We start from the raw sequence: 25,509 nt of genomic DNA on the forward strand, positions 1-25,509 counted from the left end.
TGAGCATGGCCAGATCCCATCTCACTCTAGCCGCGCTGGCCACTTCGGCCGTCGAGGGCCTCGACGTCCGGACCGCGCGCGAATTCACGCACTCGACGCACGGGGACTTCGACTCCGCTCTGCTGACCACGCGCGACGGCGCCCGTCTGGTGGTGCGCGTGCCGACCTCGCCGCTGGCCGAGCAGGAGCAGCTCGGCGACCTCGTCGCCCTGCGCGCGCTCACCGCCGGCATCCGCAGCCGCCTGCCGTTCGATCTGCAGGAGAGCATCGGGCAGACGCCGTTCGACGGCACCCGCGGCGTCGTCTACGAGTACCTCGAGGGCGACCGCGTGCTGATCGACGACGTCGAGGCCTCCAGCGGTCTCGCGGACTCGGTCGGGCGCGCGATCGGCGCGATCCACTCGCTGCCGGCGTCGTTCGTGCAGGAGGCGGGGCTGCCCGTCGCCTCGGCCCGCGACAGCGTCAACGAGACGGTCGCCGTCATCGAGCGCGCCGCCGACACCGGCCACGTGCCCGCCGCGCTCGTCGCGCGCTGGGAGTCGGCCTCCTCCGACGAGGCGCTCTGGCAGTTCGACCCCACGGTCGTGAACGGCTCGATGACCTCCGACTCCTTCCTCCGCTCGGGCGACTCCGTCAGCGCCGTGCTCGGCTGGGCGGCGCTGCGGGTGGGCGACCCGGCCCGCGATCTGCACTGGCTGCTCAGCGCCCCGGGGGCCGGCACGGCGTTCGCCGCGTACTCGCGGATGCGCGCCGGCGCGGTCGACCGCACCCTCCGCCAGCGCGCTCAGCTCTACGCCGAGCTCGAGCTGGCTCGCTGGCTGCTGCACGGCACCGAGACCGAGGACTCGGCGATCGTCGACGACGCGGTCGGGATGCTCGACCTCCTGGTCGACAGCGTCCTCGGCGATCTGTCCGCGCCGCTGTCCACCGACACCGGACCGGTGCTCGAGGTCTCCGAGGTCGAGGAGCTGCTGAACCGCACGCCCGGCGCGCGGACCGGCTCCTCCGCTCACGGCCGCGGGCTCGCCCCCGTCGCCGAGGAGAGCGACTCCGAGAGCTCGCGCTCCGAGTAGAAGCGCTCGGGCCGCAGCACGAGGTCGTCGGCGACGAAGTAGAACACCGCGTCGACGCTCTCGAGCGGCACGCCCTTCCAGCGCGAGTAGGCGAGGCGGTACAGCGCGAGCTGGAACTGCTTGAGCTCGAGGTCGGCCGCGTCCTTCGGGGCGCGGCCGGTCTTCCAGTCCACGATCTGGAAGCCGTCCTCCGTCCGGTAGACCGCGTCGAGCTTGCAGACGACGACGTGCCCGGCCAGCTGGAGGTGGATCTCGATCTCGACCGCCTCGGGGCGGCGGTCGGCCCACTCCGAGCGCTCGAACGTCTCGATCAGACGGGCGAGCTGCTCGCCCTCCGCTCCGGCCGCGGTCGCCCCGCCGTCGTCGAGCTCGTCCGGGAAGGTGTCGACCGACTCCGCCTCGCCCTGGATGCCGAAGCGGTTCTCCACCCAGGAGTGGAACGTGGTGCCGAGCCGGGTCTGCCGGTACGGCCGCTCGGGCATCGGCCGGCGCAGCTGCGCGACGACCTCGGCGGGCGTGCTGACGATGTCCTTGAACCGCGAGGCCGGGATGCGGGTCGGCAGGCCGACGCGCTCGCCGCCCGCGAGGCGCACGGCGCGCTCGGCGAGCAGCAGCCGGATGTCCGCTCCGCGGGCGCCGAGCAGCGCCGGCTCGGCGACGCGCACGCGCTCGGCCGCCGCGCGCACCCGGTCGCCGCGGGCGCCGAGCGGGTCGTGCGGCCAGTGGAAGGTGCGCGGCGCCTGCTCGAGCGGGTTCTCGAGGTTCGACGGCTCTACTGGCAGCTCCGGGAGGGTGCGGGCCTCGGCGAGGTCGCGGAGGAAGACGCCGGGTCCGCGCGGCTTCGCCTGCCCGGCCCACCAGGAGCCGCTCAGCAGCAGGTGATGCCGCGCCCGGGTGACCGCGACGTAGGCGAGCCGGCGCTCCTCGGACTCGTTGCGCTCGCGCAGGGTGTCGCCGAAGTCGGCGATCGCGTCGACGACCTCCTTCTGCGTCGCGCAGCCGCGCCAGGCGAGGTCCGGCAGCTCGGCGGCGTCGCCGCGGAAGGCGTAGGGCATCGCGCCGAGGCGCACCCAGCCGCGGAAGCCCTCGACCGGAGTGCCGGGCAGCTCGCCGTCGACCATCCGCGGCACGGCGACCAGGTCCCACTCCAGGCCCTTCGAGCCGTGGATCGTCAGCAGCTGGACGGTGCCGGGCTCCGGGTCCTCGGGCCGAGGCGCGAGGCCGTCGCGCTTGTCCGCCAGCACGAGCCAGCGGAGGAAGCCGCGGAGCGACGAGCCGGTGCCCGCGCCGCGGTCGTCGGTCTGCAGGTAGCCGGACACCGCCTCGCGGAACGCCTCGAGGTTGGCGCGGCCGTCGCTGCGCGACTCGTTGGCCTCCACCTCGATGTCGAGGCCGAGCTCCTGCTCGACCAGCGTGACGAAGTCGAGGAGGTCCAGGCCGGCCCGGGCTCGGAGGCGCGCGAAGAGCGTGCCGGCGTCGTGCAGGCGGCGCAGGCCCTCCTCGCTGAACGAGGACAGCGCGGAGTGGTCGAGCCGGCCGTCCTCGCCGGGGCGTCGCGAGGCGATGAAGTCGAGGGCCTCGATGATCGAGCCGCCCTCGCCCTCGGTGACCGAGGCGCGCATCCGCTCGCGCACCTCCTCGGGCAGCAGCCGGTGCGCGTGGTCGCGCGAGGCGAGCCAGGAGGCGAGATCGCGGAGCGCGCGCAGGTCGCGGACGCCGAGGCGCCAGCGCGCGCCGGCCAGGAGGCGGACCAGCTCGCTGCCCGCCGCCGGGTCCTCCACCACGGTCAGCGCGGCGACGAGGTCGGCGATCTCGGGCTGCCGCAGCAGGCCGCCGATGCCGAGGATGTGGTACCGGACGCCGTGCCGGGAGAGCGCGGCGGCGAAGCGGTCCATGTGCGCGCGGACGCGGAAGAGCGTTGCGGCCGACGGCGGCGCCTCCCCGCGCTCGGCGTTCTCGGCGAGGCGGCCGGCGAACCAGCGCGCGACGTCGTCGGCCTCGTCCTCGATCGTCTCGGGGAAGGTGAGCTCGACGGCGTGGTCGGACGCGCCCGGCCCGGCGGCGAGGCGGTCGACCGGGACGGCGCTGCCCGCGGTCAGCGGCGCGACGACGGCGTTCGCCGCGGCCAGCACGCCGTGGCCGTTCCGCCAGCTGGTCGACAGCGAGAACCGGGCCGCGGAGCCGAAGTCGAGGGCGAAGCGGCCGAGGCCCTCCGCGCTCGCGCCGCGCCAGCCGTAGATCGACTGGTGCGGATCGCCCACGGCCATCACGCCCTGCTCGGCGAAGAGCCGGGCGAGCAGGCGGGTCTGCAGCACGGAGGTGTCCTGGTACTCGTCGAGCAGCACGACCCGGTAGCGGGCGCGGTGCTCGTCGACGACGCGCGGCACGCGCTCGATGATCCGCAGCGCCAGCGCCACCTGGTCCGAGAACTCGACGAAGCCGCGCTCGGCCTTCGCCTCCTGGAACCGCTCGGCGAGCGCCGTCAGCACCGGCAGCGCGCCGACGGCCTGCAGCGCCTTCTCGAGCTCGCGGTAGAGACCGGAGCCGCTGGAGCCGCGGGGCAGCTCGCCGAGGCGGAGGAAGTCCTCTGCGAAGCCCGCGACCTCGGCCGGGTCGGCGAGGTTGTCCGCGAGGTCGTGGGCGAGCGCGACGGTGAGGTCGGTGAGGCGGTCGATGCTCGCCTCGACCTCGAGGATGCGCGGGTCGGCGGTGTCGGCGACGACCCCGCGCGCGAGGTGCCAGGCGGACGCCTCCGACAGCACGGTCGCGTCGCCCTCCCGCCCGATCAGCGCCGCGTTGTCGCGGAAGATCGTGTTCGCGAAGGCGTTGTAGGTGGAGACGGTGGCGGCCTCGAACGGGTCGGGCTCGGTCTGGCCCTCGCGCAGCGGCAGCAGGCCCGCGGCCCCCAGCTGGTCGATGCGGCGGCCGATCCGCTCGCCGAGCTCGGCGGCGGCCTTGCGGGTGAAGGTGAGGCCGAGGACCTCGGAGGGAGCGGCGAACCCGTTGGCGAGCAGCCAGAGCACGCGGTTCGCCATCGTCTCGGTCTTGCCGCTGCCGGCGCCCGCGACGACGAGGGCCGGGGCGAGCGGCGCCTCGATGACGGCGCGCTGCTCGACGGTGGGCGGGCGGAGGTCGAGGGCCTCGGCGATGGTCAGGGCGTCGATCACGGGCGGGGCCCTTCCTCGGGGGTCGCGGCGGAGTCGGGAGCGGGGTCGGCGGCCCGAGCGGGGTCGGCGGCGGGATCGGAGTCGGCGGCGGGATCCGGGTCGGCGGCGTCCAGGGACGAGTCCTCGGGCACCGCAGTCTCCTCCTCGTCCGTCTCGACCTCGTCGAGCGCCAGCCGGCCGTCCCCCGAGACCTCCGGCACAGCATGGATCCGGTACCGCAGGGCGTCGCCCGGGGAGAAGGGGACAGCGTCGAGCAGCCCCGAGAAGCCGGCCGAGGCCATCCCCCGCGCGGCGGCGCGGACCCGCTCGCGCAGCGCCTCGAGCTCCTCCTCGCCGAAGCGGGGCTGGACCACCTCGCGGTAGAGCGACCCGCGGACGCCCTTCGCGACGAAGAGCAGCTTCGCGCCGCCGCCCTCGTCCGCGCCGGCCGCCTCGATCGCGCCGCTCGCGACGGCGAGCTGGTAGCTGCCGAGCTGCGCGTGCTCGGCGATGTCGGCCTGGCGCGGAGTGCTCCGGCCGGTCTTGAGGTCGACGATGACGACCGAGCCGTCCGGCGCGCGCTCGACCCGGTCGATCGAGCCGCGGATCCGGGCGGGCGGCACGTCGATCTCGAACTGCTGCTCGCGGCCGAGCACCGCTCCCCCGCCCCGCTCGAAGTCGGCGAGGTACGCCGCGAGGCCCTCGACCAGGCGCCGGGTCACCCGCAGCTGCCGCTCGCCGAGCCAGGGCGACTCGAAGACCAGCTCGGGCCAGCGCGACTCCAGCTCGGCCCAGAGCGCCTCCGGCTCGGTGCTCGCCGCGTTCTCGAGCACCCAGTGCACGAGCGTGCCGACCCCCATCGCGGTGCTAGTGGTCGAGCCCGACACGGCGTCGACGAACCAGTCGAGCGGCGACCGCTCGAACGCCTCGAGCCGGCTGGGCGAGACCGAGACGGGCCGCTCCGGGTCGTCGAGGTCGAAGAGCGGCTCGGTGGTGGAGGGCTCGAGGACGCCGTACCAGGAGGCCGGGTCGGCACCCGGCACCTCGGCCAGCGTGAGTGCGCGCAGCCCGCGGATCGCGCCGGGCGCCTCGGCCGAGTTCGGCGTCGTCGCGGTCCGGCGGAGCCCCGCGACCGCCCCGCGCAGGGTCAGCGGCACGGCCGAGGCCGCGTCGAGCCGGGGTGCGTCGGGCGGCGTGAGCCGGAAGAAGAGGGACGGCGTCTCGTCCTCGCCCGCGACGGCGCTGAGCACGAGCTGGCGGCGGGCCCGGGAGGCGGCGAGCGCGAACATCCGCAGCTCGTCGTCGAGGGTGGCCTTCCGGCTGTCGAGCGGCAGGTCGCCCTCGCCGCGCGCGTGCCGGATCAGCCCGTCGGGGTCGAGCAGCGAGCCGCGCTGGCGCAGGTTCGGCCAGACGCCGTCCTGCAGCCTCGCGACCACGACCACGTCGAACTCGAGGCCGACGACGGAGGAGGGCGTGCCTATCAGCACCGCGTCCTCGACCGAGCGCGGCGCGAGCGTGTCCTCCGGCACCTCCGCCTCGAGGATCTCGGTGACGAAGCCGATCGCCGAGTGACCGGGCGCCCGCTCGACGAAGCGCCGCGCCGCGCTGAAGAGCGCGACGACGCCGTCGAGGTTGCGGTTCGCCTCGGCCGCGGTGAGACCGGTGCCGAGCGCCAGCTCGCGCCAGGAGGACGCGACGCGGCTCGACTCCCAGGCCGACCAGAGCAGCTCCTCGATCGAGCCCTGCTCGGCGTGCAGCCGGCGGACCCGGTCGATCGTGACGGCGAGGCGCTCGGCCTGGCGCGCCGGGCCGGAGTCGATCGTGGCGAACCGTCCTGGTGCCTCCAGAGCCTCCACCAGCAGCGGATCGCTCGCGCGGATGCCCCCGCCCGCGAGCTCCTCCGCGCGCAGAGCGAGCCGCAGCCGTCGCAGGCCGAGCCGGTCGACCCCGCCGAACGGGCCCAGCAGCAGCTCGGCCGCCAGCTCCGCGTCCAGCGGGCGCTCGCCCACTGCGACGCCGATCAGCACGAGCAGCGCCCGGGCGGCGTGGTCGTCGCGCAGGGCACGGCCGGCCAGCACGGAGCGCGTGGGCACCTCGGCGACGGCGAGCGCCTTCAGCAGCGGCTGCACGGCCGCGCCGGAGCGGACGACGACGGCCATCCGGCGCCACGGCACGTCGTCGCGGAGCCGCCGCTCGCGCAGCAGTCGCGCCACCGTCGCCGCCTCACGCGCCGCCGTCGGGGCGTGCAGCACCAGCAGCGGGGCGGGCGCCCCCTCCTCGTCGGCGGGAGCCCCGGCCGCGCGCTGGCGCCCGGCCGCCGCGGTCCCGATCCGCTGGGTGGCCGCGGAGACGAGGGCCCGCAGGGCCGTACCGTGCCGGTGCACGCGGCCGAGGACCAGCGTCTCGGCGTCGCGCACGCCGATCGCCGGGCCGAAGCGGCCCAGGGTGTCGGAGGCGGCGCCGCGGTAGGCGCTCGTCGCGACGTCCGGGTCGCCGAACGCGAGCACGGTGACGCCGCGCGCGGCGAGGGCTCGCAGCAGCACGACCGTCGACTCGCTCGCCTCCTGCATGTCGTCGACGACGACGAGGCGGAGCGCCCGGATCCGCTCGCCCCCGCCGCCGTCGCGGATCGTCTCGGCCGCGAAGGCCGCGAACTCGGCGGCGTCGAGCTTCGTCCCCGCCTGCGGGGCCATCCAGTCGACGACGTCGCGGAACTCCTCGAGCACGGCGGCGGCGGCCGACCACTCGCCGCGGTCCGCGTCCACGGCGAGCCGGCGGATCGCGGCGGTGTCGAGGCCGTGCTCGGTGGCCCGCATCCCGAACTCGCGCAGCTCGGTGCGGAAGGTGCGCAGCCGCAGCACCTCGGGGCTGAACTCGTCGGGCCAGCGCGGCCCGGTGCCCTCCTCGAGGTGCCCCTCGAGCAGCTCGGAGAGGATGACGTCCTGCTCGCCGCCGGTGAGGAGGGTCGGCCGGTCGATCCCGAGCTCCTTGGCGGCGGCGGTCACGGCCTCGAAGGCCAGCGAGGTGGCGGTCCGCGCCAGCGGCCCCCGCGTCGGGACGCCGAGCCGCAGGGCGAGCACGTCGCGCAGTGCCGTCGCGGCCGTGCGGCTGGCGGCGAGCACGGCGATCGACTCCGGCTCGTAGCCGCGCTCGAGCACGCGCTCGGCGACGAGCTCGACGATCGTGCGGGTCTTGCCCGAGCCGGGGGCGCCGAGCACCGCGGCGCTGCGGCCGTCCGGCAGGGCGAGGACGGCGCGCTGCGACGCATCGAGGACGAGCCCCTCGCCGGCCGAGCCGTCGCGAGCGGGAGCCTCGTCGGAGGCGGGTGCCGGGGTTCGAGGAGCGCTCACGCGACCACGCTAACGAAGACCGCCGACACTGCCGCGCGCCCTCGGGCGGCCCCTCCCGAGCCGGGTCCGCTCAGCGCGAAACCGGCGTCGGCCGCGCCGCCCGGTCCCGTATCCTGACAGCCACGTCCCCTCCCGAAAGGCACTGCTGGTGGAAATCCGTATCGGAATCGTCAACACCCCGCGCGAGCTCAACTTCGAGTCCTCGCTGTCCGTGGCCGAGGTCGAGAAGACGGTGACCACCGCGCTCGAGGCGGGCGCCAAGGTCCTCCGCCTGCGCGACGAGAAGGGCAAGATCTACATCGTCCCCACCGAGACCATCGCCTTCGTCGAGGTCGGCTCCGAGGAGTCGCGCCGCGTCGGATTCGTCGCCTAGCCCCTCCCGCACGGTCACGTCGTGGAGCTCCTCTTCGTCACGCTCGGCGGGATCCTCCTGGGCCTCGCCGCCCGCTACGGACTGCCGCACCGGCACCTGCACGGATCGGTCCTGGTCCCGGCGCTCGGCGGCGTCGTCGCCGCCGTCGTCTGGGTCGCGCTGACCTGGGCCGGTCTGCCCTGGGACGGCGGACTGATCTGGATCCTCGCGCTCGGCCTCGCGGCCGTCGCGGTCCTCGCGACCGACGTCGCGCTGGGCCGGACGCGCACCCGCCGCGACGACGCCGCCCTCGAAGCGATGCTCGCCGGCCGGGTCGCCCCGGACCGCGTCGCTCCCTGAGCGCCGCCCACCACCACGCGAAGGCGCGGGAGTCCCGGACTCCCGCGCCTTCGTCGTTCCCGGGGCCGCCTCCTCAGGCGGGCAGCGCCCCGACCGGGGTCGTCGCGGCGAGCGCCTCCGCCACCGCCGCGCGGATCGGCTCCACGATCGGCAGCACCCCGGCGAACTCCGCGGCCAGCCGCTCGGCCGCCGCGCTGAGCGGCCCGCCGCCGATGATCACCGCCTCCGCCCCGGCCGCCTGCGCCCGCCGCACCGCGGCGTGCAGCTCGCCGTGCAGCCGGTCCGGGTCCTCGAGCTCCTCCGCCGGCGACGCCGTGAGGAAGCAGCCCGCGTAGGCGCCGAGGCCCCCCGCATCCGCGACGAGCGCCCGGAGCACCGGCTCGAGCCGACCGGTCGTCGTCGCGATCGCGAACCGCCGGCCGCCCGCGCTCGCCGCGCGCACGGCCGCGGCTCCGATGCCCACGACCGGCAGCCCCGTGGCCTCCGCCGCCTCGGCGGCACCCGGATCGCCGAACGCGGCGACCACGATCGCGTCGGGCGCGTGCAGCAGCACCGCGCGTCGAGCCGCGGTCACCACATGCGCCGCCGCGGCGGAGAGAGCGGACGGCGTCGTGATGATCGAGGGCCCCCGCGCCACCGTCTCCCCCACGATCCGGACGTCCTCCCCGCGCACCGCATCGCGGGCGACCGCGACGAGGAGCCGGGTGGTCGCGACCGAGGTGTTCGGATTCACGACGACGACCGTGCGCTGCACGCTCAGTCCTCCGCCATCGGACGGCCGACGGTCTCGCGCGGGAACTGCACGGCGATCGCGCAGACCGCGAACAGCCCGGCGAGGAGGGCGAACATCCCGCCGACCCCCGAGGCGTCGAGCACGGCGCCGGCGAGGAGCGGGAACAGCCCGCCGGAGAGCGAGCCGAGGGCGAGGATCACCGAGGTGCCGAGGCCGCGGATCCGCGTGGGGTACTGCTCCGGAGCGAACAGCCAGATGGTGGTGTTGAGCACGATCACCGAGAAGTTGAAGAGGAAGCCGAAGACGAGCACCAGCGCCACGGTGGTGCCGAGGAAGCCGAAGCCGAGACCGGCGCCGATCCCGAGCAGGGCCGCGACCGTGAGCGTGAGCTTGCGCGGCAGTCGGCGGGCGGCGAGGGCCGCGACCAGCGCTCCGACCAGGGAGCCCGACTGCATGACGAGGGTATACCAGAGCGCACTGGTGATGTCGAAGCCGCGGGAGGTGAGGATCAGCGGGATCAGGGTGAGCATCGAGATCTGCGCGGCGTAGGACATGCAGACCGCGACGCCCAGGGCGATCGTGGTGCGGCGGTGGCGGCGGCCGAAGAGCTCGGTCCAGCGCGGGGTGCTCGCGGCGGCCACGGGCCGGTCGGCGGCACCGCCCAGGTAGTCGACCTCGTCGGTCACGGGCCGGTGCAGCCGGCCCTGCGCGAGCCGGTTGATGACGGTGTTCGCCTCGGCGACGCGGCCGCGGGCGGCGAGGTAGCGGGGAGTCTCCGGCAGCGCGCGCCGGTAGACCACGACCGCGAGGGCGGGGATCACCAGGATCCCGAAGAGCCAGCGCCAGCGGTCGTCGCCGGTGAAGACCGAGAAGACGATGACGCCGAAGAGCGGGGCGAGCATGTTGCCGAGTCCGGCCGCGGCGACGTTGATCAAGCCGACGGCGGTGCCGCGGTGCTTGGCGGAGAAGAACTCGGCGAGCATGGTGACCGCCGTCGCGATCTCGCCGCCGAGGCCGAGGCCGACCAGGAAGCGCGCCGCGACCAGGATCTCGTAGCTGGGCGCGAAGGCGCAGAGCAGCGAGCCGACGGCGAAGATCATCAGGTTCGCGCCGAGGAGGGTGCGCCGCCCGATCCGGTCCATCACCACTCCGGCGAGGACCCGGCCGAGCGCGACCGCCGTGAAGGTCGCCGTGTTGAGCAGGCCGATCTGCGCGCCGGCGAGTCCCCAGTCGGCGGCGAGGATCGGGCCGGCGACGCCGACCGTGTTCTGCTCGATCGCGTCGAAGAAGACGCCGAAGAGGATCATCGCGACGATGCCCAGGTGGGCGCTCGTGACTCCGATGCGCGAGTAGGCGGCCTCGATGCGGTCGCCCATCGTCGTGGCGGGGGGCGGATTCGTGACGGTGCTCATGGGCGGGTCCTTCCGGCGGAGTGGCGAGGGAGGCGCTCGGTATACCGAGGCACGTCGATCACGGTAGATCCGATCCGGTGCGCGGGTGTTTCGGGCAGATGAAGACGGCGTTACAAGGGCCGACGGGTCTCTCCTGCACCGCCCGCTACCCTTCGAGGACGGAGAACGGGTAGACCGACAGGAGCACCGATGCCGACGAAGAGTCCCGCGCAGACGATGTCGCAGCGGGTGTACGAGGAGCTGCGCGCGCGCATCCTCGACGGCCGGCTGCCGGCGGGCGAGCCGATCCGCGAACGGGATCTCGCCACCGAGCTCGCCGTCTCGCGCGTCCCGATCCGCGAGGCGCTGCCCTGGCTCGAGCTGGCCGGCCTGGTCACGGTGCGCCCGCGCAGCACCGCCGTCGTCTCGATCGTCCGGCGGCGCGACGTCGAGGAGCTCTACGACATCCGCTCGGCGCTCGAGCCGCTCGTGGCCCGCAAGGCCGCGGAGGCGGTGGCCCGCGGCGCCGACGCCTCGGCCCTGACCGCCGTCGTCGCCGACGCGAGCGCCGCCCTCGCCGACGGCGACCTCGCGCGCTTCCACTCCGAGAGCGGCCGCATCCACGGCGCGATCGAGGCGATCGCGGGCAACCGGCTCCTGATCACCACGATGCAGCCGCTCGACGAGCGCAGCAACCGTCTCAACATCGCCAACATCCAGGCCGAGCCGGGCGTCCGGCACGACGAGCACGTGCGGCTCGCGGAGGCGATCGCCGCCGGCGACGCCCCGCTCGCCGTCTCCGTCGCGCACGCCCACGTCGAGTGGGGCCGCGCCCGAACCGTCGCCACCCTGGCCCACGTCCCGGGCTTCATCGACGACTGACGCAGCGGGCAGACCATGCCGATCGAGTAGCCCGCGAAGCGGGCGTATCGAGATCCACCACCGTCAGCAGGACGACTCCTTAGCCGCGCCGGGGCCTCAGGCCGTCAGGCCGAGCGCGTCCATCCGCCGGGTGTGCGAGGCGATGAGCTCGGTGAAGACCGGCTCGATCCGGGACTCGTCGGAGTCGGGGTTGCCCGAGCCCATCAGCGCCGAGCGCGCGACGAGCAGCGTGTCGCCGACCAGGCGGCGGCCCCAGACCGCGAGGCGGGAGCCGAGGCGCTCGTCCGCGGCGATCTCGCGGCGGAGGATCGCGACCAGGCCGTCGATGCCGGTGTCGGCACCGAGCGTCTGCGCCATCCGCGGGCCGACGTCGTTCGGCAGCCCGCCGGTGAGCCGGATGAAGAAGTCGTCGAGCAGTCCGGCGGTGATGTAGGCCGACAGCAGCGTCTCGTGCAGATCGGCGCCGCGGGTGAGGTGCTCGAAGGTGTCGATGGCCGGCCGGAACGGTGCCATGGCCTCGCTCGGCTCGACGTCGCGCCGGCGCAGCTCGGCGACGACCGCGTGGTGCTTCGCCAGCGCGGTGCCGGCGGCGGCCGAGATCGCCTCCTTGTCGGCGAGGTCGTCCGTGCCCGCCACCCCGCGGGCCAGCGCCTCGAAGACGGCGAGCTGGAGGTAGGCCACCTGCCCGAGGTAGGGCAGCAGCTGGGGGCTCAGGTCGGCCAGATCGACGCGATCGCGCTTGCTCGTCGACTCTCCGCGCGGGGTCAGTCGGGGGGCTTCGCCGAGCGGACGTCGACGTCGGAACCAGGCTGCCATCCGATCAGTGTAGAGCGCGCGCCGCCCGCGGTTCCGGGCCCGAGGACCCCTGTGGCGGTAGACTCGCCGGGATGTCACCGGCGCTGGATCGGTGACCCTGCGCCCGAGTCGTACAGGGGCGTGGACCGTTCGACACGACAGGCGCTTCACTCCGTGACTTTCTCCGACCTCAACATCGACGACGACATCGTCGCCGCACTCGCCGCCAAGGGCATCCTCGAGCCGTTCCCCATCCAGGAGCAGACCATCCCGCTGGCCCTGCAGAAGCAGGACATCATCGGGCAGGCCAAGACCGGCACGGGCAAGACCTTCGGCTTCGGCCTCCCCCTCATCCAGGCCCTCGGCAACGACCCCCAGCCCGGCGTCAAGGCGCTGATCGTGGTGCCGACCCGCGAGCTGGCCGTGCAGGTCACCGAGGACATCGAGCTCGCCGCCTCGAACCGGCCGACCAAGATCGTCTCGATCTACGGCGGCAAGGCCTACGAGGGTCAGATCGAGCAGCTCAAGGCGGGCGCGCAGATCGTCGTCGGCACCCCGGGCCGCCTGCTCGACCTCGCCGGTCAGCGCCTGCTCTCGCTCGCGAGCGTGCAGACGATGGTCCTCGACGAGGCCGACAAGATGCTCGACCTCGGCTTCCTCTCGGACATCGAGAAGCTCTTCGCGCAGACCCCGGCCACCCGCCACACCATGCTCTTCTCGGCGACGATGCCCGGCGCGATCGTCGCCCTCGCCCGCCGCTTCATGAACAAGCCGATCCACATCCGGGCGACGGACCCCGACGAGGGCATCACGCAGGCGAACATCAAGCACATCGTCTACCGGGCGCACTCGCTCGACAAGGACGAGGTCATCGCCCGCATCCTGCAGGCCGAGGGCCGCGGCAAGACCGTCATCTTCACCCGCACCAAGCGCGCGGCCGCCCGCATCGTCGAGGAGCTCAACGACCGGGGCTTCAACGCCGCCGCCGTGCACGGCGACCTCAACCAGGAGCAGCGCGAGCGCGCGATGGCCGCGTTCAAGGCCGGCAAGAAGGACATCCTGATCGCGACCGACGTCGCCGCCCGCGGCATCGACGTCAACGACGTCACCCACGTGATCAACCACACGATCCCGGACGACGACCAGACCTACCTGCACCGCGTCGGCCGCACCGGCCGCGCCGGCAAGACCGGCATCGCCGTCACCTTCGTCGACTGGGAGGACCTGCACAAGTGGGCCCTCATCAACCGCGCGCTCGAGTTCGGCCAGCCCGACCCGGTCGAGACCTACTCCTCGTCGCCGCACCTCTACGAGGACCTCGCGATCCCCGTCGGGACGAAGGGCCGGCTGAAGCCGACCCCGATCCCCGCGGAGGCGAAGGCGGACGCCCGCCCCGACCGCGCTCCCCGTCAGCGCGAGCCGCGGGAGCCGCGCGAGGGCGGCCGCGAGCCGCGCCGCCGCAGCCGCGGTGATGCCGTCGAGACCGCTCCCGCCGCGACCGAGGGCGAGCCGGTGCAGACCGGCCAGGCCCCCTCGAGCGAGAGCAAGGAGCACCACGACGGCAACAGCGAGCCCCGCCGCCGCACCCGCCAGCGCCGCCGCAGCCCCCGCCCGGACGGCTCGGCGTAGGTCTCCGCGGCCGTGGATCTCGATACGCCCGCTCCGCGGGCTACTCGATCAGCATGGAGGACCGCTCCGCGGGCTGATAGACCGGCGTGAGAAGCATGCTGGTCGAGTAGCCGCGCAGCGGCGTTTCGAGACCCGCCCCGCCGCGCCGTCGTCTCGGCTCAGCCCGCCCGCGCCGCCCCGCGGATCGCGTCGACGGTCGCGCGCTCCGTCGTGTTCTCGCCGAGCCGGTTCGGCTTGCCGGTGCCGTGGTAGTCGCTCGACCCGGTGGTGACGAGGGAGTACCGCGCGGCCAGCTCGCGCAGCCGCCGCTTGCCCGCGGCGGTGTTCTCCCGGTGCTCGACCTCGAGGCCGAAGAGCCCCGCGTCGACCAGCTCCGGCAGCATCGACTCGATCGCGATGCCGCGGGTGCTCGTGGCGGGGTGCGCGATCACGGGCACGCCGCCCGCGGCCCGCACGAGCCGCACCGCCTCGACCGGATCCGGGGCGTAGTGCGGCTGGAAGTAGCCCCCACGCCAGTCGAGGATCCCCGCGAACGCCGCCGAGCGGTCGGTCGCGAGCCCGCGGGCGACCAGGGCGTCGGCGATGTGCGGGCGTCCGATCGTGGTGCCGGGGCTGGTCTGCGCCAGCACGTCGTCCCAGGTGAGGTCGTAGTCGGCCGCGATCGCCGCGACGATGGCCTGCGCGCGATGCGAGCGCTGCGAGCGGATCCGCGAGGTCTCGGCCACGAGGCCGGGGTCCTCCGGATCGGGGAGGTACGCGAGCACGTGCACGCTCGCCCAGCCGACCCTCGAGGAGAGCTCCATCCCGGGGAGCAGATCGATGCCCGCCTCCTCGGCCGCGGTGATCGCCGCCGCCCAGCCGCGGGTGGTGTCGTGGTCGGTCAGCGCGACGCCGCCGAGACCTGCCGAGGCGGCCGCGCGGACGAGCACCTCGGGCGGCTCGGTGCCGTCGGAGACGAGCGAATGGGTGTGGAGGTCGTACCCGCCTCCGGGGACATGCATCCGGCCATCGTAGACGCGCGTCCTGCGGACTCCCCGGGACCGATGCCCTACCCTGGGCCGGGATGGGGACACGACTGGTCAAGTTCGCGGTGGCGCTCGCAGTGGCGATCGTGCTGCTGGTGGTCGCGGCACCCGGCTTCTTCGGCCTCGCCGGTCAGACGCCCTTCGCGCAGCTGGTCTCGTTCCGCGCCGCCACCGCCCTGGCCGCGGTCGCCGGAGCCGTCGTCCTCGTCGTCGTCGCGGTGCTCGTCGAGCCCGTGCGCCGGCTCGCCCTCGTCCTCGGCGCCCTCGGGGTCGCCCTCGCGCTCGTGCTCGGCGGCCTGCAGGCGGTCCGCGGCAACGACTCCGCACCGCCCCGCGCGCACCGCCTCGGCGATCTGCGCGTCCTGAGCTGGAACCTCCTGCACGACGGCGTCCCCGCGGAAACCGTCGCCGCGCTCGCGAACGCGAACGCCGCCGACGCGGTCGCGCTGCTCGAGGTGTCCCAGGAGCGCGCCCAGCAGGTGGTCGACGTGCTCGCCGCCGCCGGCCGGCCGATGACCCTCCACCTCGTCGCGGGCTCCGGTCCCAGCGACGGCACCGCCCTCCTCCTCTCTCCCACCCTCGGCGGCTACTCGGTCGACGCCGCGAGCACGCCGACCGCGACCAGCGCGTCCCTCGTGGCCCGCCCCGACACCCCGGACCGCCCGGTGATAGCCGCCGTGCACACCACCGCTCCGCTGCCCGCTCAGGCGACCGAGTGGCGCAGCGACCTGGCCAGGCTCGCCGACCTCTGCACCGCCGAGGAGGACCTCGTCGTCCTGGGCGACCTCAACTCCACGCTCGACCACTGGTCGGCTCTCCCCGGCGACTCCGACCTCGGCGGCTGCGCGGACGCCGGCCGGCTCGCGAACGCCGCGGCGGTCGGCAGCTGGCCGACGAGCCTCCCGCCGGCCCTCGCCGCCCCGATCGACCACGTGCTGTTCTCCGGTCGCTGGGACGTCTCCGGCTTCGACGTGCTCAACGACCAGGACGACGCCGGCAGCGACCACCGCCCGGTGATCGCGCAGCTCTCGGTCCGCGGGATGGTCAAGGAGTCGTCCTGACCGCTGCCCCGGCCGCCTGACCCCGCCCCCGGTCGCCGTGTCAGGCGCAGGGAGGAGAATGGCGGCATGACGAACACGGACGAGCAGACCACCACCGCCGCACCGGAGACCGTCGCCGCCGCTCCCGCGCCGCGCGCGACCACGAACCGCTCCACGACCCCCGGCTCCGACCGGTTCCGCGACTTCATCGCGTCCGGCTGGGCCGAGCGCGAGGACGCTCTCCCCGAGCCGCGCGAGCAGGCCGCCTTCGCCGCGCGCCGCCGCGAGCGCCTCTCGGCCCTGCACACCGGCGTCCGGCTGATCGTGCCGGCCGGGCGGCTGAAGCAGCGCGCCAACGACACCGACTACCCCTTCCGCGCGCACTCCGCCTTCACCTGGCTGACCGGCTGGGGCTCGGACTCGGAGCCCGGCGCCGTGCTCGTGCTCGAGCCCGCGGGCGAGGGCCACACCGCGACGCTCTACTTCCGCGAGCGCGCCGGCCGCGACTCCGACGAGTTCTACGCCAACTCCGAGATCGGCGAGTTCTGGATCGGCCCGCGCCCCTCGCTCGCGCAGGTCGCGGCCGACCTCGGACTCGAGACCCGGGGCATCGCGGAGCTCGACGCCGTCCTGGACGCCGGCGATGCGCCGGTCGCGGTCCTCCGCGAGGCGGACCCCGTGGTCACCGCGCGCGTGGACGCGCAGTCGCCCGGCGCGGAGACCCGGGCCGACGAGCGCGACACCGCCCTCGAGCGCGACCTCTCCGAGCTGCGCCTGGTCAAGGACGAGTACGAGATCGCCGAGCTGCGCGCCGCCGTCGACGCCACCGCCCGCGGCTTCGAGGACGTCCTCGCCGACCTGCCCCGCATCGTCCGGCACGAGCGCGGCGAGCGCCTGATCGAGGGCGTCTTCAACGGCCGTGCCCGCGCCGACGGCAACGCGGTCGGCTACGACACCATCGCCGCCGCCGGCGCGCACGCCTGCATCCTGCACTGGACCCGCAACGACGGGCCGGTGCGCCCCGGCGACCTGGTGCTCCTCGACGCCGGCGTGGAGCAGGAGAGCTACTACACCGCCGATATCACCCGCACCTTCCCCGTCGACGGCCGCTACACGGAGGCGCAGCGCCGCGTGCACGAGACGGTGCGGGAGGCGGCCGACGCCGCGTTCGCGATCGTCCGGCCCGGTATCCGCTTCCGCGAGGTGCACGCCGCCGCGATGGCCGTCATCGCCCGGCGCACCGCCGAGTGGGGCCTGCTGCCGGTGAGCGCCGAGGAGGCGCTCGAGGCCGACAACCAGCAGCACCGCCGCTACATGGTGCACGGCACCAGCCACCACCTGGGCCTCGACGTGCACGACTGCGCGAAGGCCCGCCGCGAGATGTACCTGGACGGGATCGTCGAGGCCGGCATGGTCTTCACGATCGAGCCGGGGCTCTACTTCCAGCCCGACGACCTCACCGTGCCCGCCGAGCTGCGCGGCATCGGCGTCCGGATCGAGGACGACGTCCTCGTGACCGCCGACGGCGCCGAGAACCTGTCGGCCGGCATCCCCCGCTCCGCCGACGACATCGAGGCGTGGATGGCGCGGCTGGCCGGCTGAGGCCCTACCCGGACGGATCCGGGTCGGCGTCGGCGTCGCTCAGGCGGCGACGGCCTCGACCGGGTTCTGCCGGGCAACGGCGCGCGCGAGCCCCTCGAGCAGGACGGCGAGCTGCCCGGCGGGGGCCGCCGGATCCTCGGGGTGCCACTGCACGCCGACGATCGGCGCGTCCCGGTGCTCCAGCGCCTCGACGACGCCGTCCTCCGCCCGGGCGACGACCCGGAGGCCGGGAGCGAGCGCGTCGACCGCCTGGTGGTGCGCGCTCTGCACGGCGAGCGCCTCCGCGCCGAAGAGGCCGCCGAGGGTCGAGTCCGCGGCGAGCACCACGTCGTGGCGGTGCATGCGCTCGTGCACCGGTGCATCGGCGTTGAGGTGCGCGGCCTCCGGGCCGAGGTCCGGGACGAGCGTGCCGCCGAGGGCGACGTTGACGATCTGGAGTCCGCGGCAGATGCCGAGCAGCGGGGTGCGGCGGGTCAGCGCCCGGCGCACCAGCGCGATCTGGGCGGCGTCGGCCTGCTCCGCGTGCGGGCCCTCGCCGGCGTAGCCGCGGGCGACGCCGTAGCGCTCGGGGGCGATGTCCTCGCCGCCGGCCAGCACGATCGCGTCGGCGCCGAGCGTGCGCTCGAGCAGCCGCGCGGTGCCGAGGTCCTCCGCCGCGAAGCGCTCCGCCTCCCAGCCGAGCTCGCGGGCGAGGCCCAGGATGCGGCCGTTGAGCATCTGCACGTAGGCGTGGTACTCGTCGCGTCCGGGGCGTGCCGAGGCGACTTCGACGATGGCGAGCGTTCCTGGCATGCCTCCATCCTGGGCGGGGTCGCGCGGCGGGTCGAGCCGCGACGACACGGTCGGTAACACAGGGCCCGTACGATCACGGAGTGACCTCGCCGCCCCCGTCCCTCCCCGAGCGGCTGCACCGCTCCCGGGCCGATGTCTCCGTCCTCGCCGGCACCACCTCGGAGCGCCAGGTGCGCCCGCTCCGCGAGGCGATCGAGGCGGCCGGCGAGCGCGACGACGCCGCCGCGGCTGCGATGCTCGACGCCGTCGAGGCGCAGACGGCGCTGCTCGAGCGCGCCGAGACCCAGCTGAGCGCGCTGGAGCGCTCGGTGCGGGACGACCTCGACCGCGCAGCCACCCTGACCGGCGTCCGGACCGCCGCGCAGCTCGCCTCCGCCGCCGACGTCGCGACCGCCTGCGCCGCCGCGACCGGCCTGCTGCTCAGCGCCGACGACGCGCGCGCCTCGGACGTCCGCCACGACCCCTCCGCCGTGCTCGCCCTGCTGCTGGAGGCCGACGCCGCGCTGGACGCCGTGGTGGCGGGCTACCGCGAGCCGCGGGCGCAGGCCGAGCGGCAGCTGCTCCTGGTCGAGGGCGCGCGCACGGTCGCCCTGCTCGGGGCCGACGCGGTCGCCCTGCTGGCGGCCGTGCACGGCGAGCGGATCACCGCCGCGCCGCGGATCCTCGCCGAGGAGACCCGCGCCCAGCTGGACGCCGCCCTGCACCTCGCGGCGGCCGATCCCGCCGCAGCGCTCGAGCAGGCGAGGGCGGCCGACGACCGCGCCCGCTCCGCGCTGGACGAGGCGCTGCTCGACCTCGACGGCCCCGAGGCGCCGTCCGCGGATCCGCTCGCGGGCGCGCCAGGCGAGCTCCCCGCGGCCTGATCGGGCGGAGCCTCGGGCCCCGCGAGCCGCGTGCCATAGTGAGAGCCATGGCCTCCTTCCTCGTCGTCCCCCAGTGGCAGGGGTCCGCCTCGACGCGGGCCATGCGCCTCGTCGACGGAGCCGAGGCGATCCGCGGCGATCTGCCCTCCTCCGCCACGGTCGTCGTCGACGTCCCTCCGGAGGCGGGCGACGCGCAGGACACCGGAGTCCGTCGCTACGCGTCCGTCGCCGTGACCGCCGAGCGGGTCCGCGAGGCGCTGGCCGGCCGTCCCGGGCCGATCGTGACGATCGGCGGCGACTGCGGCGTGGAGTTCGCGGCGATCGGGCACGCGGTCCGCTCCTCCCCCGGTCCGGTCGCCCTGGTCTGGCTCGACGCGCACCCCGATGCGAACACGCCGGAGACCTCGCCGAGCGGCGCGTTCTGCGGCATGGTGCTGTCGGCCGTCCTCGGCCGCGGCGTCGGACTGCTCAGCGCGTCCGTCGCGGACCGGATCGCGGACGAGCATGTCGTGCTCGCCGGCGTCCGCGCCTCGGACCCGGGCGAGCTCGAGGGACTGCTCGAGCGCGGCGCCACCCACCTCGGCGTCGATGCGCTCGATCCGGAGGCGCTCGTCGCCGCCGTCGAGGCGACCGGTGCCGGCTCGATCTACGTGCACATCGACCTCGACGTCCTCGACCCGGCCGAGGTCGCCGGTCTCTTCGACCCCGTGCCGTTCGGCGTCCCCGCCTCGCGGCTGGTCGAGTGCCTCGCCGCGCTGCGGGCCCGGTTCCCGCTCGCGGGCGCGGGCCTCACCTCGTTCGCGCCCTCCTCGCCGACCGCCGCGGTCGACGACCTGCCGACGATCCTCCGCCTGGTCGGCGCCACGACCCGCGGCGTCTGAGCACTCCGCGGCGTCCGAGCACCGGCCCGCACGCCGTCGGCCTGAGCGGCGACTCCGAATCGGCGCCCCGCCGCGACCCGGTGTCGGCGGCACCGGGCAAGATGGACGGACGCGACCCGAGCGGAGGACCGATGAGCGACGACCGGCGACGTGTGCGCACCGAACGGCGCGGGCACGTGCTCGAGATCGTCCTCGACCGGCCCGAGAAGCGGAACGCCGCCGACTTCCGGCTGCTGAGCGAGCTGGCCGCCGCCTACGGCGAGCTGGACCGCGATCCGGAGCTGCGCGCGGGCGTCGTCCTCGCCGAGGGCGCCCACTTCACGGCCGGGCTCGACCTGGCCGACATCGGGCCGCGGCTCGGCGGCGACGGCCTGGACTTCGTGCCCGAGGGCGGCTTGGACCCGTGGGCGATCCGCACCCGCCCGGTGGCCAAGCCCGTCGTGATCGGCCTGCAGGGCACCTGCCTCACCCTCGGCATCGAGCTGGCGCTCGCGAGCGACGTCGTCGTCGCCGAGGAGTCGGCCCGCTTCGGGCAGATCGAGGTCGCGCGCGGCATCCTCCCCTTCGGCGGCGCCACGCTGCGCTTCCCGCGCGCGGCCGGCTGGGGCGACGCGATGCGCTGGATCCTCACCGGCGACGAGTTCGACGCCCGCGAGGCGCACCGGATCGGCCTGGTCCAGGAGGTGGTGCCCGACGGCACCGTCGCCGAGGCGGCGCGGACGCTCGCCGAGCGGATCGCCGCACAGGCCCCGCTGGCCGTCCAGGCGGCGCTCGCGAGCGCCCGGCTCGCCGTCGCCTCCTCCGACGCCGAGGCCGCCGCCGCGCTGCCCGCCGAGCTGGCGCGCCTCGCCGCCTCCGACGACGCGCGGATCGGCATGCAGGCCTTCCTCTCCCGCACCCGAGCGGAGTTCACCGGCCGATGAGCGAGCAGGCACCCGTGACCACGTCCGTCCCGACCACCACCGGCACCGCCGATCCCGCGGCCCGGCAGCGGTCCGTCCTCGACACCCAGCGCGAGCGCGCGGCCCAGCAGCTCGAGGTCCGCCTGCGCTACGGCGACCAGGTCTGGGAGCTGCGCGAGGTCGACCATTTCGCCGTCTTCTCCCGCCGCTCGAGGGCGCGCCGGGCCGGGCGGGCGCTCGTCGCCTCCGGCTTCGAGATCGCGATCTCGCGCCTGCGGCTGCGCCTCGTGCTGGTCGCGAGCCACCACGCCGCGGTGGACGAGGAGGCGACGACCGCCTTCCTCCGCCAGGTGATCGAGGTCGTCGAGCGTGAGGGCGGGCGCTACGACGGCTGGCGGGCCGAGATCGTGCCCGCGCACTGAGAACGTCCTCCGGGCTGTACGGCGCCGGAGTCCAGGACAGAACGGGCGATCCGCCCCCGAGAACGATCCGGAGAGACCATGACCACGCCGAGCACCGACGCCGCGACCGAGACCGCAGCGACCGACACCTTCGATCTGATCGTCATCGGCGCGGGGCCGGTCGGCGAGAACATCGCCGACCGCGCCGTGCAGGGCGGGCTCACCGCCGCCATCGTCGAGAGCGAGCTGGTGGGCGGCGAGTGCTCCTACTGGGCCTGCATGCCGTCCAAGGCGCTGCTGCGCGCGCCGATGGCGCTGCGGGCCGCCCGTGACCTCCCGGGAGCGGCGCAGGCCGTCACGGGCGGCGTCGACATCGCCGCGCTCCTGGCGCACCGCGACTCCGTCACCAGCGGCTTCGACGATCACGGCCAGGTCCAGTGGCTCGAGGGCGCCGGCATCGAGCTCGTCCGCGGCCACGGCCGCCTCAGCGGCGTGCGCGAGGTGAGCGTCACCGCCCCTGACGGCTCCGTCCGCGTCCTGCACGCCCGGAGCGCCGTCGCCGTGGCGACCGGCACCAGTGCCGTCGTCCCCGACATCCCGGGGCTGCGCGCCGCCTCGCCGTGGACCAGCCGCGAGGCGACCAGCGCCGAGATCGTCCCCGACCGCCTCGTCGTCATCGGCGGCGGCGTCGTCGCCTGCGAGATGGCGACGGCCTACGCCGGCATGGGCGCCACCGTGACGCTGCTCGCCCGGAGCGGGCTGCTCGCCCCGTTCGAGCCGTTCGCCGGCGAGCTGGTCGGCGACGCCCTCCGCGAGCTCGGCGTCGACGTCCGCCTCGGCGGCTCCCCCGCCTCGGTCGAGCGCCGCGCCGACGGCACCGTCGCCGTGACCCTGGAGGGCGGCGACGTCGTCGAGGCCGACGAGATCCTCGCCGCCACCGGCCGCGCCCCGCAGACCCGCGACATCGGCCTCGAGGTCGTCGGCCTCGAGCCGGGCGACTCTCTGAAGGTCGACGACACGATGCTCGTGCTCGGCGAGGACGGCTCCCCGGTCGGCTCCGGCACGCCCTGGCTGTACGGAGTCGGCGACGTCAACCACCGCGCGCTCCTCACCCACCAGGGCAAGTACCAGGCCCGCGCCGCCGGCGACGTGATCGTCGCCCGCAGCACCGGCGTCGAGGTGAAGGACGCGCCCTGGGGCGCCCACGTCGCCACGGCGGACCACGAGGCCGTGCCGCAGGTCGTCTTCACCGATCCGGAGGTCGCCTCCGTCGGCCTCACCGCCGCCGCGGCCGAGAAGGCCGGCTACCGCACCCGGGTCGTCGACTACGAGATCGGCTCCGTCGCCGGCGCCTCGCTCGCCGCCGTGGGCTACAAGGGAACAGCCCGGATGGTCGTCGACGAGGACCGCAAGGTGCTGCTCGGCGTCACGTTCGTCGGCAAGGAGGTCGGCGAGCTCGTGCACTCCGCGACGATCGCCGTCGTCGGCGAGGTCCCGCTGTCCCGCCTCTGGCACGCGGTCCCCTCCTACCCGACGATCAGCGAGGTCTGGCTGCGCCTGCTCGAGACCTACGGGCGCGACAGCGCGTGAGCGCCCTGCGGCGCGCGGTCGCGGTCGTCGCCCTCGACCCGGCGATCACCCGGCCCGGCTACCTCTTCGCCTGCGCGGTCGGGCTGGCCTGGGGCGCGCTCTGGAGCACGGGCCCGATCGAGCGCCGCAACGGGCTCGTCGTCTTCACCGGCCTGCCCTCCTGGGCTTTCGGCCGCGGCGGCTCCTGCGTCGGCACGAGCTACCTGACGGACAGCAACGTCTCCGACCGCGTGCTCGAGCACGAGGCCGTGCATAAGGAGCAGTGGCGCACCTTCGGCATGTGGTTCCCGCTGATGTACTTCGTCGCCGGCCGCGACCCGCTGCGGAACCGCTTCGAGATCGAGGCCGGCCTCGAGAAGGGCGGCTACGTCCGTGGTCGCTGATCAGACGGGGCGCGTCGTCGTCCTCACCGGGGCGAGCTCCGGCATCGGACGGGTCGCCGCCGGCGCGCTGGCCTCGGCCGGCGCCCGGGTGGCCGTCGTCGGCAGGAACCCGGAGCGGACCCGCGCGGTCGCGGCGGAGATCGGCGGCGATCCGTTCCTCGCCGACTTCGACCGTCTCGACGACGTCCGCGACCTCGCCGCGGCGCTGCTCGCCCTCTATGACGGCATCGACGTGCTCGCGAACAACGCCGGCGGGCTCGTCTCGCACCGCGGCGAGACGGTCGACGGGCACGAGCGGACGGTCCAGAGCAACCACCTGGCCCCGTTCCTGCTGACGCGGCTCCTGCTCCCCCGCCTGATCGAGACCGGGCGCGAGCGCCCCGGTGCCCGCGTGGTCTCCACCGCGAGCGCCGCCAATCGGATCGGGAGGCTCTCGCTCGACGACCTCGACCGCCGGCGCGGGCCGTGGCTGGGCGGCTGGCGCGCCTACGGCACCTCGAAGCTCGCCACGATCCTCTTCGTCCGCGAGCTGGCCGAGCGCCTGCTGCCGACCGCCGTCGACGCCTACTCGTTCCACCCGGGCGTCGTCGCGACCGGCTTCGGCGCCGATTCGCGGCTGATGTCGCTGCTGTCGCTGAGCGGGTCGCCGGGCATCTCCGCCGAGGCGGGCGCCGTCCCGCTGATCACGCTGGCGTCCGAGCCCGACGTCGGCGCGGCGAGCGGCAGCTACTTCGACGGACTCCGCCCCGGCGGCTCCGTGGCGGCGCAGGCCCGCGACCGTCAGCTCGGCCGCGATCTCTGGACACTCTCCAGCCGCCTGGTCGGCGTCCCCGCCGCACTCTGACGGCGGAGGGGACGCGGCGCGAGGCTAGTTGGCCTCGGAGCGGCCCGTCCGCCAGTAGCCCATGAAGGCGACGCGCGTCCGGTCGACGCCGAGCTCGGTGACGAGGCAGCGGCGGATGAGCTTGATCGCGCCCGCCTCGCCGGCGATCCAGGCGTAGAGGCCGGGGTCGGTGCGCTCCGCGGGCACCTCCCAGAGGATCTCGCTGTCGACGTCGACGTCGGACACCTCGACCCCGCGGTGATGCGCCGTGAGGAAGCGGGTCGCCCAGCCGCGGACGGAGTCGCCGAGCTGCGCTCCCGGCGTGGTTCCGGTGCGCACGAGCCAGTGCACGCGGACACCGGCGGGGTGCTGGAGCGACAGGACGTCCGCCGCGCTCGGCACCTCGAGGAAGGCGGCCCCCGTCGCCGAGGCGGGGAGGCTCTCGAGGATCGCGCTGATCGCGGGGACCGCGGTCTCGTCGCCGGCCATCAGCAGCGTCGTCGCGGCACCCGGGTGCCACTCGACGCCGCCGCCGGCCAGCTCCGAGCGGGTATCGGGCGCGATGATGACGACCTGCGCGCCGACGCGGGCCGACTCGACCCACGCGGAGGCGGGGCCGGTGTCGCCGTGCGCGACGAAGTCGACGTCGACCTCGGCCAGCTCGGGGCGGGTCGCACGGATCGTGTAGGTGCGCAGCGGGTTCCGCAGCGCGTCCGGCAGCTCCCGCCAGCGGGTGTACCAGTCGGGAGCGAGGCCGTCCGGTCCGCTCTCGTCCGCGACCGAGCCCATGAAGTCGTGCGCGCTCGAGGTCGGCGTCGGCACGACCAGCTTGATCCGCTGGTCCGGGCCGGTGCAGCCGACCGAGCCGAGATCGTCACCGGTCAGCGTGATCCGGATGAAGTGCGGCGCGATCCGGGTCGCGCGGGCGACGGTCGCGAGATACGGCCGGTAGGCCGGGCGGGCGGGGGCTTCGGTCAGCGGAGGCACCTGTCCAGTCTCGCAGAGAAGGTAAGCCTTACCTAATCCTGAGTGGCTCTCAGCGAGCGGCGTGCTCCGCGGAGACCCGCAGGCGGGCGTCGACGTCGGCGGCGAGCTCCGCGACGACGGCGCCCTCTCCGCCGATCCAGGCGCAGAAGTCGTGCCGGTCGTCCGCCCACGGGTAGTCGCCGTCGACGACGGACATCTCGCCCATCCAGGCGCGCACTGCGCGGTCGAGCGCGACGCCGCGCGCGCAGGCGAGACCGGTGCCGGGAGCGCCGGAGCGCTGCGAGCAGCCGAGCCAGGTGACGCAGACGCGGCCGGGCGCCGAGAGCGGCGGCAGGCCGCAGGCGTCGTCGACCTCGACGAAGACCTGGCCCCGGGCGTTCGCGGGGAGCGCGTCGAGCATGCTCTGGATCCAGGGCACGACGGTCTCGTCACCCGCGATCAGGAACTGCTTGACGTCGACCGGCTCCGAGCCGTCTCGTCCCTCGAACATGCACATCGGAAGTAAGTAT

The 25,509-nt window shown here is 75.0% G+C and carries 23 protein-coding genes; 14 read left to right on the top strand and 9 right to left on the bottom strand.

Annotation, left to right across the window (positions count from 1 at the left end; translation table 11 throughout):
• The first annotated feature begins 5 nt into the window (after nucleotides 1–5).
• Nucleotides 6–1,073: a phosphotransferase gene (locus MT350_RS18280; protein ID WP_123705102.1), complete on the top strand. Its 1,068-nt coding sequence runs from the start codon at nucleotides 6–8 to the stop codon at nucleotides 1,071–1,073.
• On the opposite strand, the gene MT350_RS18285 is transcribed toward MT350_RS18280, so the two are convergent.
• Entirely contained in the window at nucleotides 1,010–4,240 is a 3,231-nt protein-coding gene (locus tag MT350_RS18285) for an ATP-dependent DNA helicase (RefSeq protein WP_243616376.1), read from the bottom strand. The genes MT350_RS18280 and MT350_RS18285 overlap by 64 nt on opposite strands.
• The gene (locus MT350_RS18290) at nucleotides 4,237–7,569 is read right to left on the bottom strand and encodes an ATP-dependent DNA helicase (RefSeq protein ID WP_243616377.1); all 3,333 of its coding nucleotides are present in this window, start codon (nucleotides 7,567–7,569) and stop codon (nucleotides 4,237–4,239) included. Before MT350_RS18290 ends, MT350_RS18285 begins: the two co-directional genes overlap by 4 nt.
• 148 nt (nucleotides 7,570–7,717) lie before the next feature.
• On the opposite strand from MT350_RS18290, the gene MT350_RS18295 reads away from it, so the two are divergent.
• Both MT350_RS18295 and MT350_RS18300 read left to right on the top strand, forming a co-directional pair.
• Nucleotides 7,718–7,942 (top strand): DUF3107 domain-containing protein, encoded by a 225-nt coding sequence (locus tag MT350_RS18295; RefSeq protein WP_123447586.1) that lies wholly within the window; start codon nucleotides 7,718–7,720, stop codon nucleotides 7,940–7,942.
• Nucleotides 7,943–7,963: 21 nt separating this feature from the next.
• Nucleotides 7,964–8,281: a hypothetical protein gene (locus MT350_RS18300; protein WP_243598534.1), complete on the top strand. Its 318-nt coding sequence runs from the start codon at nucleotides 7,964–7,966 to the stop codon at nucleotides 8,279–8,281.
• Between the two features lie 73 nt (nucleotides 8,282–8,354).
• On the opposite strand, the gene MT350_RS18305 is transcribed toward MT350_RS18300, so the two are convergent.
• Both MT350_RS18305 and MT350_RS18310 read right to left on the bottom strand, forming a co-directional pair.
• Nucleotides 8,355–9,035 carry an aspartate/glutamate racemase family protein gene (locus MT350_RS18305; RefSeq protein ID WP_243598533.1) on the bottom strand — a complete coding sequence of 227 codons (681 nt, stop codon included), beginning with the start codon at nucleotides 9,033–9,035 and terminating at the stop codon, nucleotides 8,355–8,357.
• Between the two features lie 2 nt (nucleotides 9,036–9,037).
• Nucleotides 9,038–10,426 (bottom strand): MFS transporter, encoded by a 1,389-nt coding sequence (locus tag MT350_RS18310; RefSeq protein ID WP_243616378.1) that lies wholly within the window; start codon nucleotides 10,424–10,426, stop codon nucleotides 9,038–9,040.
• A 189-nt stretch (nucleotides 10,427–10,615) separates the two neighbouring features.
• Here MT350_RS18310 and MT350_RS18315 point away from each other — a divergent pair, with 189 nt between their 5' ends.
• A complete protein-coding gene (locus MT350_RS18315; protein WP_243598531.1) occupies nucleotides 10,616–11,287 on the top strand; it encodes a GntR family transcriptional regulator in 672 nt (223 codons plus the stop codon).
• 96 nt (nucleotides 11,288–11,383) lie between these two features.
• Here MT350_RS18315 and MT350_RS18320 read toward each other — a convergent pair whose 3' ends face one another.
• Complete coding sequence (locus MT350_RS18320; protein WP_243616379.1) at nucleotides 11,384–12,103, bottom strand: ferritin-like fold-containing protein; 720 nt, start codon at nucleotides 12,101–12,103, stop codon at nucleotides 11,384–11,386.
• A 153-nt stretch (nucleotides 12,104–12,256) separates the two neighbouring features.
• Here MT350_RS18320 and MT350_RS18325 point away from each other — a divergent pair, with 153 nt between their 5' ends.
• A complete protein-coding gene (locus MT350_RS18325) occupies nucleotides 12,257–13,711 on the top strand; it encodes a DEAD/DEAH box helicase (RefSeq protein ID WP_243616380.1) in 1,455 nt (484 codons plus the stop codon).
• 158 nt (nucleotides 13,712–13,869) lie between these two features.
• Here MT350_RS18325 and MT350_RS18330 read toward each other — a convergent pair whose 3' ends face one another.
• Nucleotides 13,870–14,712 carry a PHP domain-containing protein gene (locus MT350_RS18330; protein WP_243616381.1) on the bottom strand — a complete coding sequence of 281 codons (843 nt, stop codon included), beginning with the start codon at nucleotides 14,710–14,712 and terminating at the stop codon, nucleotides 13,870–13,872.
• Nucleotides 14,713–14,774: 62 nt separating this feature from the next.
• On the opposite strand from MT350_RS18330, the gene MT350_RS18335 reads away from it, so the two are divergent.
• A complete protein-coding gene (locus MT350_RS18335; RefSeq protein WP_243582203.1) occupies nucleotides 14,775–15,797 on the top strand; it encodes an endonuclease/exonuclease/phosphatase family protein in 1,023 nt (340 codons plus the stop codon).
• Between the two features lie 66 nt (nucleotides 15,798–15,863).
• Nucleotides 15,864–17,378: an aminopeptidase P family protein gene (locus tag MT350_RS18340; protein ID WP_243616382.1), complete on the top strand. Its 1,515-nt coding sequence runs from the start codon at nucleotides 15,864–15,866 to the stop codon at nucleotides 17,376–17,378.
• Between the two features lie 39 nt (nucleotides 17,379–17,417).
• Here the strand turns inward: MT350_RS18340 and MT350_RS18345 are convergent, their stop codons facing one another.
• The gene (locus MT350_RS18345; RefSeq protein WP_243616383.1) at nucleotides 17,418–18,170 is read right to left on the bottom strand and encodes a gamma-glutamyl-gamma-aminobutyrate hydrolase family protein; all 753 of its coding nucleotides are present in this window, start codon (nucleotides 18,168–18,170) and stop codon (nucleotides 17,418–17,420) included.
• 80 nt (nucleotides 18,171–18,250) lie between these two features.
• Here MT350_RS18345 and MT350_RS18350 point away from each other — a divergent pair, with 80 nt between their 5' ends.
• From MT350_RS18350 to MT350_RS18380, 7 genes are all read left to right on the top strand, one after another.
• Nucleotides 18,251–19,033, top strand: coding sequence for a hypothetical protein (locus MT350_RS18350; protein WP_243616384.1), 783 nt, complete (start codon nucleotides 18,251–18,253; stop codon nucleotides 19,031–19,033).
• 47 nt (nucleotides 19,034–19,080) lie between these two features.
• Entirely contained in the window at nucleotides 19,081–19,914 is an 834-nt protein-coding gene (locus MT350_RS18355; protein ID WP_243598525.1) for an arginase family protein, read from the top strand.
• A 131-nt stretch (nucleotides 19,915–20,045) separates the two neighbouring features.
• A complete protein-coding gene (locus tag MT350_RS18360; protein ID WP_243616385.1) occupies nucleotides 20,046–20,837 on the top strand; it encodes a crotonase/enoyl-CoA hydratase family protein in 792 nt (263 codons plus the stop codon).
• Nucleotides 20,838–20,851: 14 nt separating this feature from the next.
• Nucleotides 20,852–21,238: a ribonuclease E inhibitor RraB gene (locus tag MT350_RS18365; RefSeq protein ID WP_165909157.1), complete on the top strand. Its 387-nt coding sequence runs from the start codon at nucleotides 20,852–20,854 to the stop codon at nucleotides 21,236–21,238.
• A gap of 78 nt (nucleotides 21,239–21,316) precedes the next feature.
• On the top strand, nucleotides 21,317–22,807 hold the full coding sequence (locus MT350_RS18370) for an NAD(P)/FAD-dependent oxidoreductase (protein ID WP_243616386.1): 1,491 nt from the start codon (nucleotides 21,317–21,319) through the stop codon (nucleotides 22,805–22,807).
• Nucleotides 22,804–23,190, top strand: a complete 387-nt coding sequence (locus MT350_RS18375) for a Fe-S oxidoreductase (RefSeq protein ID WP_123705115.1) — start codon at nucleotides 22,804–22,806, stop codon at nucleotides 23,188–23,190. Before MT350_RS18370 ends, MT350_RS18375 begins: the two co-directional genes overlap by 4 nt.
• A complete protein-coding gene (locus MT350_RS18380; protein WP_243616387.1) occupies nucleotides 23,180–24,034 on the top strand; it encodes an SDR family NAD(P)-dependent oxidoreductase in 855 nt (284 codons plus the stop codon). The genes MT350_RS18375 and MT350_RS18380 overlap by 11 nt, the downstream gene beginning before the upstream one ends.
• 24 nt (nucleotides 24,035–24,058) lie before the next feature.
• Here the strand turns inward: MT350_RS18380 and MT350_RS18385 are convergent, their stop codons facing one another.
• On the bottom strand, nucleotides 24,059–25,000 hold the full coding sequence (locus MT350_RS18385; RefSeq protein ID WP_243616388.1) for a siderophore-interacting protein: 942 nt from the start codon (nucleotides 24,998–25,000) through the stop codon (nucleotides 24,059–24,061).
• A 49-nt stretch (nucleotides 25,001–25,049) separates the two neighbouring features.
• A complete protein-coding gene (locus MT350_RS18390; RefSeq protein WP_243616389.1) occupies nucleotides 25,050–25,490 on the bottom strand; it encodes an SIP domain-containing protein in 441 nt (146 codons plus the stop codon).
• Nucleotides 25,491–25,509: the final 19 nt, after the last annotated feature.

The organism is Rathayibacter sp. VKM Ac-2928 (assembly GCF_022815545.1).
Lineage (GTDB): Bacteria > Actinomycetota > Actinomycetes > Actinomycetales > Microbacteriaceae > Rathayibacter > Rathayibacter festucae.

Excerpts from the sequence above, each read along its gene's own strand:
- MT350_RS18280 (WP_123705102.1), top strand. The coding sequence starts at position 6 with ATGGCCAGATCCCATCTCACTCTAGCCGCGCTGGCCACTTCGGCCGTC.
- MT350_RS18310 (WP_243616378.1), bottom strand. The coding sequence starts at position 10,426 with ATGAGCACCGTCACGAATCCGCCCCCCGCCACGACGATGGGCGACCGC.
- MT350_RS18315 (WP_243598531.1), top strand. The coding sequence starts at position 10,616 with ATGCCGACGAAGAGTCCCGCGCAGACGATGTCGCAGCGGGTGTACGAG.
- MT350_RS18320 (WP_243616379.1), bottom strand. The coding sequence starts at position 12,103 with ATGGCAGCCTGGTTCCGACGTCGACGTCCGCTCGGCGAAGCCCCCCGA.
- MT350_RS18330 (WP_243616381.1), bottom strand. The coding sequence starts at position 14,712 with ATGCATGTCCCCGGAGGCGGGTACGACCTCCACACCCATTCGCTCGTC.
- MT350_RS18335 (WP_243582203.1), top strand. The coding sequence starts at position 14,775 with ATGGGGACACGACTGGTCAAGTTCGCGGTGGCGCTCGCAGTGGCGATC.
- MT350_RS18340 (WP_243616382.1), top strand. The coding sequence starts at position 15,864 with ATGACGAACACGGACGAGCAGACCACCACCGCCGCACCGGAGACCGTC.
- MT350_RS18345 (WP_243616383.1), bottom strand. The coding sequence starts at position 18,170 with ATGCCAGGAACGCTCGCCATCGTCGAAGTCGCCTCGGCACGCCCCGGA.
- MT350_RS18355 (WP_243598525.1), top strand. The coding sequence starts at position 19,081 with ATGGCCTCCTTCCTCGTCGTCCCCCAGTGGCAGGGGTCCGCCTCGACG.
- MT350_RS18360 (WP_243616385.1), top strand. The coding sequence starts at position 20,046 with ATGAGCGACGACCGGCGACGTGTGCGCACCGAACGGCGCGGGCACGTG.
- MT350_RS18370 (WP_243616386.1), top strand. The coding sequence starts at position 21,317 with ATGACCACGCCGAGCACCGACGCCGCGACCGAGACCGCAGCGACCGAC.
- MT350_RS18390 (WP_243616389.1), bottom strand. The coding sequence starts at position 25,490 with ATGTTCGAGGGACGAGACGGCTCGGAGCCGGTCGACGTCAAGCAGTTC.